Source organism: Staphylococcus sp. FSL K6-3157 (assembly GCF_038005145.1).
Lineage (GTDB): Bacteria > Bacillota > Bacilli > Staphylococcales > Staphylococcaceae > Staphylococcus > Staphylococcus equorum.
The window spans coordinates 1,344,934-1,360,501 of the sequence record NZ_JBBOSM010000001.1 but is presented as its reverse complement, the minus strand read 5'-3'; the positions used below and the strand labels follow the sequence as shown (position 1 = coordinate 1,360,501).

The 15,568-nt window shown below is 33.0% G+C and carries 17 protein-coding genes; 1 reads left to right on the top strand and 16 read right to left on the bottom strand.

What is annotated here, in order from left to right; all coding sequences use genetic code 11:
• Positions 1-69: 69 nt before the first annotated feature.
• The 6 genes from MHB47_RS06565 to MHB47_RS06540 all read right to left on the bottom strand — a co-directional run bounded on the left by MHB47_RS06565 (position 70) and on the right by MHB47_RS06540 (position 6,453).
• Positions 70-1,173: a Nif3-like dinuclear metal center hexameric protein gene (locus MHB47_RS06565; RefSeq protein WP_340755764.1), complete on the bottom strand. Its 1,104-nt coding sequence runs from the start codon at positions 1,171-1,173 to the stop codon at positions 70-72.
• Positions 1,174-1,851, bottom strand: coding sequence for a tRNA (adenine(22)-N(1))-methyltransferase (locus MHB47_RS06560; protein ID WP_340755762.1), 678 nt, complete (start codon positions 1,849-1,851; stop codon positions 1,174-1,176). It abuts the gene before it with no gap.
• A 67-nt stretch (positions 1,852-1,918) separates the two neighbouring features.
• Positions 1,919-3,025 (bottom strand): RNA polymerase sigma factor RpoD, encoded by a 1,107-nt coding sequence (gene rpoD / locus MHB47_RS06555; protein WP_002507487.1) that lies wholly within the window; start codon positions 3,023-3,025, stop codon positions 1,919-1,921.
• Positions 3,026-3,162: 137 nt separating this feature from the next.
• Entirely contained in the window at positions 3,163-4,947 is a 1,785-nt protein-coding gene (gene dnaG / locus MHB47_RS06550) for a DNA primase (RefSeq protein ID WP_002507486.1), read from the bottom strand.
• 43 nt (positions 4,948-4,990) lie between these two features.
• Entirely contained in the window at positions 4,991-5,815 is an 825-nt protein-coding gene (locus MHB47_RS06545; RefSeq protein WP_021339264.1) for a pyruvate, water dikinase regulatory protein, read from the bottom strand.
• 14 nt (positions 5,816-5,829) lie between these two features.
• Positions 5,830-6,453 carry a helix-turn-helix transcriptional regulator gene (locus MHB47_RS06540; RefSeq protein ID WP_071561808.1) on the bottom strand — a complete coding sequence of 208 codons (624 nt, stop codon included), beginning with the start codon at positions 6,451-6,453 and terminating at the stop codon, positions 5,830-5,832.
• 345 nt (positions 6,454-6,798) lie between these two features.
• On the opposite strand from MHB47_RS06540, the gene MHB47_RS06535 reads away from it, so the two are divergent.
• The gene (locus MHB47_RS06535) at positions 6,799-8,190 is read left to right on the top strand and encodes a glycine--tRNA ligase (protein ID WP_340755760.1); all 1,392 of its coding nucleotides are present in this window, start codon (positions 6,799-6,801) and stop codon (positions 8,188-8,190) included.
• 202 nt (positions 8,191-8,392) lie between these two features.
• On the opposite strand, the gene recO is transcribed toward MHB47_RS06535, so the two are convergent.
• The 10 genes from recO to rpsU form a co-directional block, all read right to left on the bottom strand.
• Positions 8,393-9,151, bottom strand: a complete 759-nt coding sequence (gene recO, locus MHB47_RS06530; RefSeq protein ID WP_002512457.1) for a DNA repair protein RecO — start codon at positions 9,149-9,151, stop codon at positions 8,393-8,395.
• 21 nt (positions 9,152-9,172) lie between these two features.
• Positions 9,173-10,072, bottom strand: coding sequence for a GTPase Era (gene era / locus MHB47_RS06525; protein ID WP_002507481.1), 900 nt, complete (start codon positions 10,070-10,072; stop codon positions 9,173-9,175).
• Positions 10,072-10,476 carry a cytidine deaminase gene (cdd, locus tag MHB47_RS06520; RefSeq protein WP_021339266.1) on the bottom strand — a complete coding sequence of 135 codons (405 nt, stop codon included), beginning with the start codon at positions 10,474-10,476 and terminating at the stop codon, positions 10,072-10,074. The genes era and cdd overlap by 1 nt, the downstream gene beginning before the upstream one ends.
• Positions 10,477-10,587: 111 nt before the next feature.
• Positions 10,588-10,923 carry a diacylglycerol kinase family protein gene (locus tag MHB47_RS06515; RefSeq protein ID WP_340755756.1) on the bottom strand — a complete coding sequence of 112 codons (336 nt, stop codon included), beginning with the start codon at positions 10,921-10,923 and terminating at the stop codon, positions 10,588-10,590.
• 8 nt (positions 10,924-10,931) lie between these two features.
• Complete coding sequence (ybeY, locus tag MHB47_RS06510; RefSeq protein WP_021339268.1) at positions 10,932-11,393, bottom strand: rRNA maturation RNase YbeY; 462 nt, start codon at positions 11,391-11,393, stop codon at positions 10,932-10,934.
• Complete coding sequence (locus tag MHB47_RS06505; RefSeq protein WP_002507477.1) at positions 11,394-12,341, bottom strand: PhoH family protein; 948 nt, start codon at positions 12,339-12,341, stop codon at positions 11,394-11,396.
• Between the two features lie 356 nt (positions 12,342-12,697).
• Positions 12,698-13,369 (bottom strand): hypothetical protein, encoded by a 672-nt coding sequence (locus tag MHB47_RS06500; protein ID WP_021339269.1) that lies wholly within the window; start codon positions 13,367-13,369, stop codon positions 12,698-12,700.
• Positions 13,370-13,383: 14 nt separating this feature from the next.
• Complete coding sequence (floA, locus tag MHB47_RS06495) at positions 13,384-14,367, bottom strand: flotillin-like protein FloA (RefSeq protein ID WP_002507475.1); 984 nt, start codon at positions 14,365-14,367, stop codon at positions 13,384-13,386.
• A 12-nt stretch (positions 14,368-14,379) separates the two neighbouring features.
• Positions 14,380-15,090 carry an NfeD family protein gene (locus MHB47_RS06490; protein WP_002507474.1) on the bottom strand — a complete coding sequence of 237 codons (711 nt, stop codon included), beginning with the start codon at positions 15,088-15,090 and terminating at the stop codon, positions 14,380-14,382.
• Between the two features lie 243 nt (positions 15,091-15,333).
• The gene (gene rpsU, locus MHB47_RS06485) at positions 15,334-15,504 is read right to left on the bottom strand and encodes a 30S ribosomal protein S21 (protein WP_002507473.1); all 171 of its coding nucleotides are present in this window, start codon (positions 15,502-15,504) and stop codon (positions 15,334-15,336) included.
• Positions 15,505-15,568: the final 64 nt, after the last annotated feature.

Genomic DNA, 15,568 nt, shown 5'->3' with positions numbered 1-15,568 from the left:
GCATTCATTCGTTGTAAATAATAATAACTCGAACCTACCTGTCATAAGTAAATTCGAGTTATTCACATATTATATATATTCAAATGGGTCTGTATTTAATTGAGATGCATTTATATTGAAATCAATTTCTTCATCGTCTAACCATGTAATTAAAAGTTGACGCAACCCATCTTTCATCACATATTCACTATAATGGTTAATATCTAATAAATTAATACCTGATATTTTAGCGTCTAAAGCATCATGATGCTTAATATCTCCAGTTACAAATATATCTGCACCTTTTTTAGTTGCAGCATACTCAAAACCAATACCGGAGCCACCAATTACAGCAACCGTTTTAACCTGTGAGTTTAAGTCACCAGTAAATCGAACACTAGGCATATGCAATTGTGTTTTAACGTGCTTCACAAATGAATCTGCTGACATAGATGCTTTAAGTTCACCAATCATACCTAAACCATAATTTGCTTCTTTTTCCATTTTTATAAAATCATAGACAGGTGTTTCATATGGATGATGTTGCGTGATTAATTGTTGCGTTAAAACGCGTTGATTGGCTTCTATCATAAATTCTAATTTATACTCTTCAACATGTTCTACAGAACCTAATTCTCCAATATGTGGATTCGCATGACCTACAGGTTTAAATTGTCCGTTACCTGGGCTTTCAAAAAAGCAATATTCATATTCGCCTTCTTGTGCTAATCCTGCTTCACTCAGTCGTTTTTTGAAAGTCTCTAAATTTACTTTTGGAATAAACACTTGGACTTTAAAATATGGAATTGTTTCTGGGTTTAAAATATGTTGATTGTGTAATTCGATTTTATTAGCGAGCATCGCATTAACACCTTTTGGATAAACATCTAAATTTGTATGCAAGGCAATTAGATTAATGTTGTTTTGAATTAACTTACGTATGATAGCACCATAGCCATCTTGTTGTGTAATGTTTTTAACCCCTTTAAATATAAGCGGGTGATGACAAACTATTGTATTACATTGATTCGTCATTGCTTCTTCAACTACATCATCAGTACAGTCAAGCGCAGTCAAAACGCCTGTAACTGTAGAAGATGTATCACCAATAAGTAAGCCTACGTTATCCCATGATTCAGCCGTATTCAATGGTACATGCTTATTAATAATGCGAAGTAATTGTTCGATATTCATTTATATCACCTCATTGATTAAATTAATTTCATTATTGATTTCATTTAAGCGTTCGGCGTGATGTTGTGGATTTAAATTCTGTTGTATTTTATATAATGCATCGCGTTCGCGTTCCCATTTTTTGAAAAACAAATTATTTTTATTTTTCAATAATTCAGGACCAAATTTTAATGCTTGTGATGATAACGGTTCAAAATCTTCTAAATAATCTGCAACTATAATTTCATATATATGACCTTTTTCTTCTAATATATCCTCAGCTATAATATTGTAATTCATTTTCACAAGTTGTTTTCGTATGGCACCAGACTGGATGTTACTTTGCAAAATTAGTCTTGGTTGATTTGTTAATTTTTCAGAACCCTCATCTAGTATTTTAGCAATTAAAGGCCCGCCCATACCACAAATAGTAATCGATGAAATATCATCACTATTTTGTATGACAGATAAACCATCACCGAATCTAACATCAATAACTGAATTTAGTTGTTGATCAATGACATTGCGCTTTGATGCTTCAAACGGTCCTTTAATCACTTCACCGGCAATTGCCTTTTGCGTTAAGTTGTTTTCAATTGCAAAAATTGGTAAATATGCATGGTCCGAACCGATGTCCGCTAGACAATCGCCTTGTATATAAGTACTTACTTTTTTTAATCTTTGATTTAATGTAATCATAAAAAGTTCTCCTCTATGTATATGTAAAAAGCTCTTTTGTACATCGTTGTACAAAAGAGCTAAAAAGTTAGTCCATAAAGTCTTTTAGACGTTTACTTCTGCTTGGATGTCTTAATTTTCTAAGTGCCTTAGCTTCGATTTGACGAATACGTTCTCTAGTTACACCAAACACTTTACCAACTTCTTCTAATGTACGAGTTCTACCGTCATCTAATCCAAAACGTAAACGTAATACATTTTCTTCACGGTCAGTTAGTGTATCTAATACATCTTCTAACTGTTCTTTTAACAACTCATAAGCTGCATGATCTGATGGACTTTGGGCTTCTTGGTCTTCTATGAAGTCACCTAAATGACTGTCATCTTCTTCACCAATAGGTGTTTCTAAGGAAACTGGCTCTTGAGCTATTTTCAGTATTTCTCTTACTTTTTCAGGTGGTAAATCCATTTCTTCACCAATTTCTTCTGGTGCTGGATCACGGCCTAAATCTTGTAATAATTGTCTTTGCACACGAATTAATTTATTAATTGTTTCAACCATGTGAACCGGAATACGAATCGTACGTGCTTGGTCAGCAATCGCACGCGTGATAGCTTGACGTATCCACCATGTTGCATATGTTGAGAATTTGAAGCCTTTATTGAAATCGAATTTTTCCACGGCTTTAATAAGTCCCATATTACCTTCTTGTATCAGGTCAAGAAACAGCATACCGCGTCCTACGTATCTTTTGGCTATACTTACTACAAGACGTAAATTCGCTTCAGCTAAACGTGATTTAGCAACTTCATCGCCTTTTTCAATTCTTTTAGCCAATTCAACTTCTTCTTGTGCGTTTAATAAATTTACTCGTCCGATTTCTTTTAAATACATACGGACTGGATCATTTATTTTGACACCTGGAGGTGCACTTAAATCATTTGGATTTAATTTTGAATCTTTGTCTGAACTATCTTTTTCATTAACTAAACTTATATCATTATCTGTTAATTGGTCAAAAAGTTCGTCCATTTGGTCAGAATCCATTTCGAAGTTTTGCATTTTTTCAGCAATTTCTTCATGACTCAAGTGTCCTTGCTTTTTACCTTTTTCAATCAATTGTTTTTTTACATCTTCTAAAGTTAGAGATGGGTCGATGGTTTGCTTTTTAACTTTAACTTTATTTCCAGACATGAAAAGGCCTCCCGAATATATAATATCAACTTGATACCAAAATATTTTATAGTCAAAATTTATAAAACTGAATTAAAATAACATTCTAGTATACAGGCTGTTAATCCTATTAATATACACATACATTCATTATTGAATTAATTCATCCTATTTTTATTATGATTTACAATTTTTTCTAAATAATATTTTTGCAATTCTAAATCACCTAACCTCGAAGCCTCCCGTAGCTTATGATTAAGCGATTCTATCGTTTCTTCATTTCTATTAGATGTTAGTGTATTTACATAGTCATCAATTTCATATTCAAATGGTTCTTCATTTATCATATAGTTATCTAATGATATAAATGCTTCCTTGATTTCATTGGAATCAATGTACTGTAAAACGTCACTAATATTAAATGTATCATGCTCAGAGTAAAACTGGTGTAAAACATTAAATATACGCTTAAAATACTCATTTGTAAAGTCTTCTACTTGAAGTAATTTGTGATAATTCAAGAAAGTGTCTTTATCATTCATAAAATGTTTTAATAAAGCACGTTCTGCTTTTTCGTTTTTGTTTAAGTTATTAAATTGTGGGACTGTTGGTAATTGGTACGATTGAGGTTGATAATAATCTTGTTGGTGTCCTACTTCATTATTTAGACTATCCAAGCTAACTTTAAACAATTCCGATACTTCTTGCAATATCTTTTTACGAAGTATTGATGACTTCATGAGTGATATATCATTCGTTATCTCTTTTAAATATCTTTCATAAGATAAATCATTATTGTCTATTTCATCTTGATGTATATGCACTTTATATAAAATATATGATTTCTTTTCATGTTCTACATAATAGTTAAATGCATCAGCGCCGTGTTTACCAATATATTCATCTGGATCCATATCTTTTGGGAGTTGGACCACAAATACATTAAATCCTTGTTCCAATAATGCTTGACCTGATTTTAACGTTGCTTCACTACCTGCAAAGTCACCATCAAACATTAAAGTTACATTAGATGTGAGTTTCTTGATGAAGGCAATATGTTCTTGTGAAATTTGTGTACCCATGCTGGCAACAACTTGTTTGATTCCAGCTTGATCAACTTTAATGACATCCATAAATCCTTCTAATAATATAATTTCATCATTTTTTCTTATCGATTTTCGCGCCTTATCAACATTGTATAACAATCTTCGTTTCTGGAAGATGGGCGTTTCAGGACTATTAAGATATTTCGGCTCTTGATTTGTATATGTTCTACCGGAATACCCTACAGTTCTACCTTGAGCGTTCATCAGTGGAAACATAACTCGATCTCGAAAGCGATCATAGTAACTAAAGTTCTCTTCATTTCTTGACAATAAACCCGCTTCATAGGCTAATTGAATGTCGTACCCTTTCTTTTGTAAAAAATCATGGCAAAAATGAGAATTCTTTGGTGCATAACCAATTTTTCTGGCATCAATTAATGCATCTGTAAAGCCACGTTCTTTTAAATAAGTTAAAGCTGCTTCACCTTCAACTGTTTTCTTCAATGCATAGTGATAATATTCTTGCATAAGTTCATGCATTTCAATCATTTGCAAATCTTCAGATGCGACTTGGTGTGTATCATCTTGCCCTGAAGCACTTTGGTCAGTTTCAACTTCAATATTTACACGTTCACCTAATTCTTTTACTGCTTCTGTAAAAGATATATCTTTTATTTCTTGAGTAAACTGAAAAACATTACCACCCTTTTTACAACCAAAGCAATGACAAATTTGTTTATCTTCTGACACTGTAAATGACGGTGTTTTTTCATCATGAAAAGGACACAAACCAATATAATTGCGTCCCCTTTTTTCTAATTTGACATACTCGCTAACTAAGTCGAGTATGTCAGTCTTATCTTTTATTTCATTTATCGTGGATTGTTCTATTCGCAACTTAATCACCTATTAGACATTAATTACAATATTATAGCTTTTTTCATTGATTTTTGAAACTATTTTGCTCAATAATGCTAATAATATCATTTGCAGTTTCTTCTATCGCTTTATCAGAAACATCAATAACTGGACAACCTATCTTATCCACGAGTTCATGGAAGTAATTTAATTCTTCTTCAATACGTTGTTCAGTCGCATATCTTGCACTGTCTCCTAAACCGAGTTGTTTCAAACGTTCTTTACGAATACGGTTTAGCTTTTCCTCACTTATTTTTAAGGCAATGCATTTTGATGGGTCAACACTAAATAAGTCGTCTGGTGGCGTTACTTCTGGAACAATAGGTATATTCATCACTTTATAACTTTTATGTGCAAGATATTGTGAAAGTGGGGTTTTGGACGTTCTAGAAATCCCTAGTAATACGATATCTGCTTTTGATAAGCCTTTAGGATCTTTGCCATCATCGTATTTTACGGCAAATTCAATTGCATCAATTTTTTTGAAATAAGCCTCATCTAATTGGTGTACTAAACCTGGTTCGAAATAAGGCTGTTCATCAATTTTATCTAAAAGAATATTCATCAATGGTCCCATAATATCTACAGACTTGATTTCATACTCTTTAATTTTTGCTTCCATATATTTTCTTATTTCCGGTTTAACTAGTGTGTAAACAACAATAGCTTCTGTATCCTTAGCTACTTGGATAACTTCATCTACGTTTTCTAAAGCCTCAATATATGGATATCTATTAATTTCACTATCGCATTGATTTGGATTAAATTGTGAAATACATGCTCTTGCAACAAGTTCGGCTGTTTCTCCTACCGAGTCTGATGCGACTATAATTTTTATATTTTCCATAAGTTAAATACCACCTATTCGTTTAATAATGAGACAAAGATTTTTGTAATTGTAGTTTTTGATATACGTCCTTTGACTTCATACTTGCCATTTTCTTTTTTTGTTACGATGGGTAACGAATCAATTTCTTTTTCAATCATTAAATTCGCTGCAAAAACGACTCTTTCATCTTCAAGAATAAAGCTTAAATTCGGCATGCGTGTCATGATAATATTTACAGGCATAGTGTGTATATCCTCACCAATCATAGATGCTCGTAATAAATCCTTACGTGAACAAACACCAATAAAATCCCCATTACTATTGATTACGAATAATGTACTGACATCTTCTAAAAATATTGTACATATTGCATCATAAACTGACATTTCATTTTTGACCACAACAGGATGTGATGCATAATCTTTTACTATATATTGTTTTAATTGATCAGCTAATAATTTATTCTTTGGTTTGCCAGAATAATAATAACCTACACGTGGCCTAGCTTCTAAAATACCGGACATTGTTAAAATGGCTAAGTCAGGTCTTAATGTTGCACGTGTCAAACTAAGTCTTTCTGCTATATGCTCGCCAGTTATAGGACCGTTGTTTTTGACAATTTCAACTATTTGCTGTTGTCTTTTACTTAGTTCTATTGGACTTCACCCCTTCACTCATTCTTCTTAATTATACATGGAATTTTTAATTGCTACAAATACATATAATTACTTGCTAATAAACGCACAATACATTAATATTGAAATTAAAGCGAGTTGGGGATAGTGAAAGCCTAACAAGAACTATTGGCCACAACTAAATGATAGACAAAAGCGAGTGTACACACTAAGTTGGGTGGAACCGCGGGTTATCAAGAATAATTTAAATAAGCACGTATATTTTATATGTGATTAAAATGATTAACTCGTCCCAAGACAATGATTAAGTTTTTTTGGCTTTTTCTTTGTCTTGGGGCGTTTTTATGTTAAAAAGGAGAGTTTTTTATGACAAAAGATATGGAAACAATTGTCTCATTAGCGAAACATAGAGGTTTCGTATTCCCTGGTAGCGATATTTATGGTGGTTTATCAAATACATGGGATTACGGTCCACTTGGTGTAGAATTAAAAAATAATATTAAAAAAGCTTGGTGGCAAAAATTCATTACTCAATCACCTTATAACGTTGGTATTGATGCGGCTATTTTAATGAATCCAAAAACTTGGGAAGCTTCAGGTCACTTAGGTAACTTTAATGATCCTATGATTGATAACAAAGACAGCAAGATTCGTTATCGTGCTGACAAAATTATTGAAGATCACATGGCAAATGTTAAAGGCGATGAAAACTTTGTAGCTGATGGCTTAAGTTTTGACGAAATGAAACGTATTATCGATGAAGAAGGTATTGTTTGTTCTGTAAGTGGTACAGCCAATTGGACTGATATTCGTCAATTTAACTTAATGTTCAAAACGTTCCAAGGTGTAACAGAAAGTTCTACAAATGAAATTTTCCTACGTCCAGAAACTGCACAAGGTATTTTCGTTAACTATAAAAATGTACAACGTACAATGCGTAAGAAATTACCATTTGGTATTGGCCAAGTTGGTAAATCATTCCGTAACGAAATCACACCTGGTAACTTCATTTTCAGAACACGTGAATTTGAACAAATGGAATTAGAATTCTTCTGTAAGCCTGGTGAAGAAATTGAATGGTATAACTACTGGAAAACATTTGCAAGTCAATGGTTAAAAGATTTAAACTTAAGCGAAGAAGCTACACGTTTACGTGATCATGACGCAGATGAATTATCTCACTATTCTAATGCTACAACAGATATTGAATATCGTTTCCCATTTGGTTGGGGTGAACTATGGGGAATTGCAAGTCGTACAGACTTCGACTTGAAACAACACAGTGAACATTCAGGTGAAGATTTCCAATACCACGATCAAGAATCAGGCGAAAAATATATTCCATATTGTATCGAACCTTCATTAGGTGCTGACCGTGTTACATTAGCTTTCTTATGTGATGCATACAACGAGGAAGGCGTTGAAGGAAGTAAAGATTCTAGAACTGTACTACACTTCCACCCTGCTCTAGCGCCATATAAAGCGGCTATCTTACCTTTAAGTAAAAAATTATCTGGCGACGCTATCAAAATATTTGAAGAACTAAGTGCTAACTTTGCAATAGATTTCGACGAATCACAATCTATTGGTAAACGTTACCGTCGTCAAGATGAAATCGGCACACCTTACTGTATTACATTTGACTTTGATTCATTAGAAGATCAACAAGTTACAGTACGTGACCGTGATTCAATGGAACAAGTACGTATGCCAATTTCAGAACTAGAAGCATTTTTAACTGAAAAAGTAAAATTCTAATCTATTAATAAAATATACATCTACGATTTAACAAATAACTAATAAATGATAAGGCTGAGACAAAATACATGTCTCAGCCTTAATTATTAAAACTGAAATAATCCATATTATTAATATAAAAAGAGTGCACCTTGAATTTAAAATCCAAGATGCACTCTTTTTTGAAATATACATTATTCTATTACCCTATTACCTCAAATCATTAAAGATTACTATCTAACCTATGTAGTTGGTTAATTAGCTTTTGACTTTTAAAAAACATACCTGCATATTCACTATATAACATAATCATTAACTCTGACATTTCATCTACCACATCATCATGAATACTCAAAGAACTCATTTGACTAATTGGCAATTTTTGCAATATATCCAATAGATAAAGAGTTTTATTCATTAAAATGAATGCATGTGGATCTTGATGTCTCACATTCGCAGAAATAGCACCATCAAATTTAAAACTATAACCAATTAAACGAGATTGATCGTCATTATCTGTGATTACACATTTATCAAAAATTGCATTAAAGCCAAACTTTGTCATACATTTCAATAAAACAACGACTGACATGAGTTGGGCAGATACACCGTCTTTAATTTTCGACAATACAAAATGTAATAAATCATAACTATATTGAGAAATTTCATCACTTTCAATCGAGCGGTCAATTGTTTCAGCACTTAAACTCGCAAAACTACTTTCATAAATGTCTAAACGAAGGTTGTAATTTTGGTCTATTACATCCACAGAACTCAGTGTTCCCATACCCTTCCATTTAGAATAAATAAATAAGCCATACACAAATAATTGTGTATTAGCTTGTAAACCACTTTTGCTTTTTTTAGCTCTTCGTACCATAAGCGGCACTTTTGCACCATGTTCATTTAAAATTGTAATAATTTTATCGGATTCGCCATAATCAACCGTTTTAATAATAATACCTTTTTGCTTGATTAACACATTAGCTCACCGACTCCCAAATTAATCTCGATCTTCTAAATAACCCATTTGACGAATAAAGTTAACTTTATTTCGCCAATCTTTTTGAACTTTTACCCAAAGTTCTAGGTAAACTTTAGATCCTAGTAACATTTCGATATCTTGACGCGCACGTTTACCAACTTCTTTAAGCTTTTTACCGCCTTTGCCAATAACAATACCTTTTTGTGAATCTCGTTCAACAAATATTGTTGCTTCAATTCGAACTCTGTCTTCATCTTCTTTAACCATGCGATCTACATTTACACCAATAGCATGAGGGATTTCTTCACTTGTTAAATGTAAAATCTTTTCACGAATTAACTCGCCTACAACAAATTGTTCTGGGTGATCAGAGATTTGGTCGTCTGGATAGTATTTCGGCCCTTCTGGTAGATAAGATTTTATTACATTTATAAAATGATCTACATTTAAGCCTTCCAGTGCTGAAATCGGTACAATTTCAGTGAAATCCATATATTTTTTGTATTTTTCAATTCTTGGCATAAGTTCATCTGGGTGTACTAAATCAATTTTATTTAATACTAAAAAGACAGGTGTTTTAATTGTTTTAAGCATATCCATAATATACTCATCACCACGACCTATATCTTCATTTACATTTACCATGAACATAATAGCATCTATTTCAGATAACGTGTTCGTAGCGACACGCATCATGTAGTCGCCTAATTTATGTTTCGGTTTATGAATACCAGGTGTATCTAAGAAAATGATTTGAGCATCTTCTTGTGTCATAACGCCTTGAATTTTGTTTCTTGTCGTTTGTGCTTTATCAGACATAATAGCTATCTTATGTCCGATTACACGGTTAACAAACGTAGATTTCCCAACATTGGGTCTACCTATAATTGATATAAATCCTGATTTATGTCCTGTCATTAATTTAAATCCTTTCCAGAAAATCCTAATGGTAATAAGTCATTTACGGTTGATTCTATCATATCGCCCTTATGATTAGTCATATATACTGGCATATCATCATCGCATAGTTCTTTTAACACCTGACGACATTCGCCACAGGGTGAAGATGGCGCATCTGCATCAACAGTAACTGTAATTGATTCAAAATCACCTGGTTTATAACCATCTGATATTGCAGCAACCAAGCTTGATCTCTCTGCACAAATAGCCATTGAGTATGCTGCGTTTTCAACATTTGCTCCATGATAAACTTTACCGTCTTTCGTTCTTAAATATGCACCAACTTTAAAATTACTATATGGTGAATATGAATTGGCTTGAGCATTTCTTACTTCTTTAAAATAGTGTGGTTGATAAGCCATAGTTAACACGCTCCTATTCAATATTAAGTGTTATTAAAAAATCCACTTTATTATCTGTTTAATTACTTTGTTCTTTAAGTATAAACAAATTCTATAAAATTGCACTACAATTTAGAACACATATGGTAAAAAAACCACGAGTCCAATTGCAAATGCTGTAATAGAAGCTAGCACAACACTAAAAGCAGCGATATCTTTAGCCTTTTTGGCTAATATATGATAATCACCTGTAACTAAATCAACCACATATTCTACTGCTGTATTGATAGCTTCAAAAGCAAGTACAAGACCTATCGCTATAATAATAAAAAGCCAGTCTAATTGACTAATACCAAAAACAACACCACAAATAACAGTGGCAAGTCCTAATAAAAGATGCATTAAAAATTTGCTGTCTTTATTTAGTAATACTAACATACCTTGAAAAGCGTATTTAAAACGTTTCATGACTACCTCTAATCTCTTGTTAAACCATAAGCATTTAGAATTTGATCCTGTCGTCCAAACATTTCTTTTTCGTCTTGTTCATCTATATGATCATAACCTAATAAATGTAAGAAACCATGGAGCGCAAGGAAGCCTAATTCTCTTTCAAAAGAATGACCATAAGAATCAGCTTGTTCCTGAGCTACGTCAGTACAAATAATAATGTCGCCTAATACTCTTGGCATATCAAGTCCAATAATTTCTGGTTCATCTTCTTCTAAAGCAAATGATATAACATCTGTTACTTTATCTTTATCGCGATACATTTTATTAATTTCTTGTATTTCAGTTTTATCTACAAAAGTTACAGATAACTCCGCATCGCTATCAATTTGTTCTTGTTCTTTTGCAAAAGTGAGGAGTTTGTCAATCTGAGTTAACCATTCACTTTTAACTATCTCAGTATGATCACTAAAGTCTATTGTAAACATTTACTCTTCTCCTTCATAACGGTCAATAATTTTACTTACTAATGGGTGACGGACAACATCACTTTGATCCAGATAATGCACACTTAAGCCTTTAACTTCTTTTAACTTTTTAACAGCTTCTTTAAGACCACTTTTAACTCCTTTTGGTAAGTCTACTTGAGTTTGGTCTCCAGTAACTACCATTTTCGAATCAAAACCTAGTCGAGTTAAGAACATTTTCATTTGTGCTTGTGTAGTATTTTGTGCTTCATCTAATATAACAAAAGCATCATCTAATGTTCTACCGCGCATATAAGCTAGAGGCGCAATTTCTATGATACCTCTTTCTATAAAGCGAGCTGTTTGTTCTCTTCCTAGAACAGTATTTAAACCGTCATACAGAGGTCTTAAGTATGGATCTACCTTTTCCTTTAAATCTCCTGGCAAGAAGCCTAGTGACTCTCCTGCTTCCACTGCAGGTCTTGTTAGCACAATACGCTTAACATTGCCTTTTCTTAACTGTTTCGCAGCATACACAACAGCTAAGAAGGTTTTACCAGTACCAGCTGGCCCTACGCCAAATACTAAATCATTATGATACATAGCATTTACATACATACGTTGGCCCATTGTTTTTGCACGGATGGTCTTCCCGTATGCATCTTTAGTTATTTCTTCATCATATAAATCTAATAAGTATTGAATCGTACCATTATTTGCCATTTTCACTGCTGCTTCAACATCTTTTGAAGAGATTGAAATACCTTGTTGAATGACTTTCAAAAGGTTAATGAGTACTGATTCTGCTTTTTTAACATGCTCTACTTGCTCTCCTTTTACGGAGATTTCTTGACCTCGAGCATGTACAATGACATCAAACCCTTCCTCAACTAATTTAAGGTGTTCATCGTTATTTCCAATGAGCGCTTGAGCTTCATTGATGTCATCTATTTGAATAATTCCAGGCATATAGGTGCTCCTTTACAAATATATTCGTTTCATCTTATTTTATCCTATTAGATTTTAACTTACAAAAATTATTATCGTTCATTAAATTATTTTAAGCATTTAACAAATCAATCATATAATGATGATTACACCATCATTATATCACGAATTAACTATATATTATTTCAAAGTGTATTAAATAGAAGCTCATTTATCAAATTTTACATGATGTTTACATTCTTATTAGTCGTAAACTATTAGTTTAATTTATTATGGTTATTTATTCATTGAAATTATTGCAAAAGAAACACAAAAACGCCTTACAGAGTCATTATATATCGACTCCATAAGGCGTTTAATTCATAGACTATACTGCGCTATAATCTTTTGGGTCTTTCTAATACTTCTGACCAAATAATACCATTTACAACTTCATCTTCTGCAAACCTGTATTTTTCATTACCAACTGGACTCTGAATTGCCTGTGCGTCCATTAACTGTTTTAAACGGAAACGTTTTGTTCTCTCAGATAAATATTTATCTGAAATAATAGCACGTGCTCTTCTTTCAGTTCTCTTCAGTTTTTTCTCGTTTTCACGATCTATTTCTGTACGCACATCTTGTAACTCGCCCATTAAATCTGCTTCAAGTTCTTTCTGCAGTTTATCCTCTTCTTGCTCTTGCGAACGTTTTAATTTTTCTGCTTCAGTCTCGTTGTCTGTACGCATTGTTCGAGTCGATTGTTGAGGATTAGGCGATTCCATTTTTTCAGCTCTAGTTTCAACTGGTCTTGCAGGTTCTGTAGTTTTTTGCGGTTGCTGTTCAATATCTTTCCTCGTTGGACCTTCATTCATTTGTTGTTCTATTTCTTTGAATGCTTTACCAATTTCATCTAGGAAACCGCCTCTTTTAGGTTGCTCACCATTTCGATTAGGTTGATTGTTTATTGGTGGTTTTTGGTTTTTTCTATCTTTATGGCTATTATCGCTAATAGCGCTGACTATTGTAACAATCACAGATATTACAAAGATAATAATAGCTATATTCATTTAATCACCCCTAATTAATTTTCCGGTGATTCATCATCTTTTTGGTTCGTACGTTCATTGATTGAATTTCTCATACCTGTATCTGCTTCAACATTTTTAAGATTATAATAATCCTTAACGCCTAAGTTACCAGAACGTAAAGCTTCTGCCATAGCAAGTGGAACTTCTGCTTCTGCTTCAACAACTTTAGAACGCATTTCTTGAACTTTAGCTTTCATTTCTTGTTCTTGAGCTACAGCCATTGCTCTACGTTCTTCTGCTTTAGCTTGTGCAATGTTTTTGTCAGCAAGCGCTTGTTCAGTTTGTAAGTCTGCACCAATGTTTTTGCTAATATCAACGTCAGCAATATCGATTGATAAGATTTCAAACGCTGTACCAGAATCTAAACCTTTGCTAAGTACTGTTTTAGAAATATTATCTGGATTTTCTAGAACTTGTGTATGGTGTTCACTAGAACCAATTGTTGAAACGATACCTTCACCAACACGTGCAATAATTGTTTCTTCACCAGCACCACCTACTAAACGAGCGATGTTAGCACGAACAGTAATACGCGCTTTAGCTTTTACTTCGATACCGTTCATCGCAACACCTGCGATAAATGGTGTTTCTATTACTTTAGGATTAACAGACATTTGAACAGCTTCTAATACATCACGGCCAGCTAAATCAATAGCTGCACCACGTTCAAATGGTAAGTTGATGTCCGCTCTTTGTGCTGCAATGTTAGCATCAACTACACGGTCAACGTTTCCTCCTGCTAAGTAATGTGATTCAAGTTGGTTTGTTGTTAAATTCAAACCAGCTTTATGTGCCTTAATTAATGGTGAGATAACTTTTCGTGGTGAAACTCTACGAAGTCTCATACCAACTAATGTACCAATACCTACTTTAACACCTGCAGCTATTGCTGAAATCCATAATCCGACTGGAACAAATGAAAATAGTAATAATAAAGCTATTACTACTATGACGACGATAACAACTAATCCGATCATACTTTCTCTCCTTTATGATTCGTTTTCTCTAACAACAACTCTAGTACCTTCAACTTCTAAAATGGTTACTGCTTTATTTCGCAAAATAAATGATCCATCAGAAACTGCGTCGATACGTTCATTGTTGAGTGTAATGATTCCTGCTGGTCTTAAATCTGTTAACGTAGTAGCAGTAAGACCAACTAAATGAGAGCGATCTTCATGTGAAGTGTAGCCTGCCTCTGCATTTGTAGAATCCTTCAAAACTACTTTATCTAAAAACGGTATCTTACGTTTGAAAATTTTCACTAGTATCACCCACTCTATGATTGATAATATCAATGCTACAACTACACTAGCAATCATATAAATTAAATTGTCACCTAAAGTAATAATACTAAAAATTATTAGCCCCATACCGATAATACCGATAATCGCACCAACAACAAAAAGTTCTATTATTACCAATATGACACCGATTCCAAATAAGATGATTGAATACAAGTTGACATCGCCTTTTACAAAAAAACCTAAAAAGAGTATTAATAAGGCTAATGTGGCAACGATACCCACAATATTTATCTTATTAGAGTATAATTGATATAAAAATCCTAGGAAGATAATACAAGTTAAAATTAAAGCTCCAAACGGACTGACGATAACGCTTGCAACATTATCAATCCAATTTCCTTGTTCAACAAAGTTGACTGAAAATATTGTATGTATACTACTCGAAGGAATCACTCTATCACCTCGCTCTCAACTTGATTATACATGAAATGAATGTATGATTATAGCGTTTATAGCATAAATGTTAATTATATTAATTTTTTCAAATCATGAACCTGAATTTATAAAAAAATAATAGTCTTAGCTGTTGAACAACTAAGACTATTACTATTTATAATTAATGTTGGTGTTGAGGGAGTCAACGACACAATTAATTATTAGAATATTCGTTTACGTGCAAGCTACTGTTAGTAAATACTATTTACGTTTACGCGCAGCTTCTGATTTTTTCTTACGTTTAACACTAGGTTTTTCGTAATATTCACGCTTACGAACTTCTTGAATTGTACCGCTTTTAGAAACTGTACGTTTGAAACGACGTAACGCATCTTCAAGTGATTCATTACTCTTAACTGTTGTTTTAGACATGTGTATTTCCCTCCCTCCAAATATCAACGAAACTTTATTATCATTTCATGGTTATGACCATGTA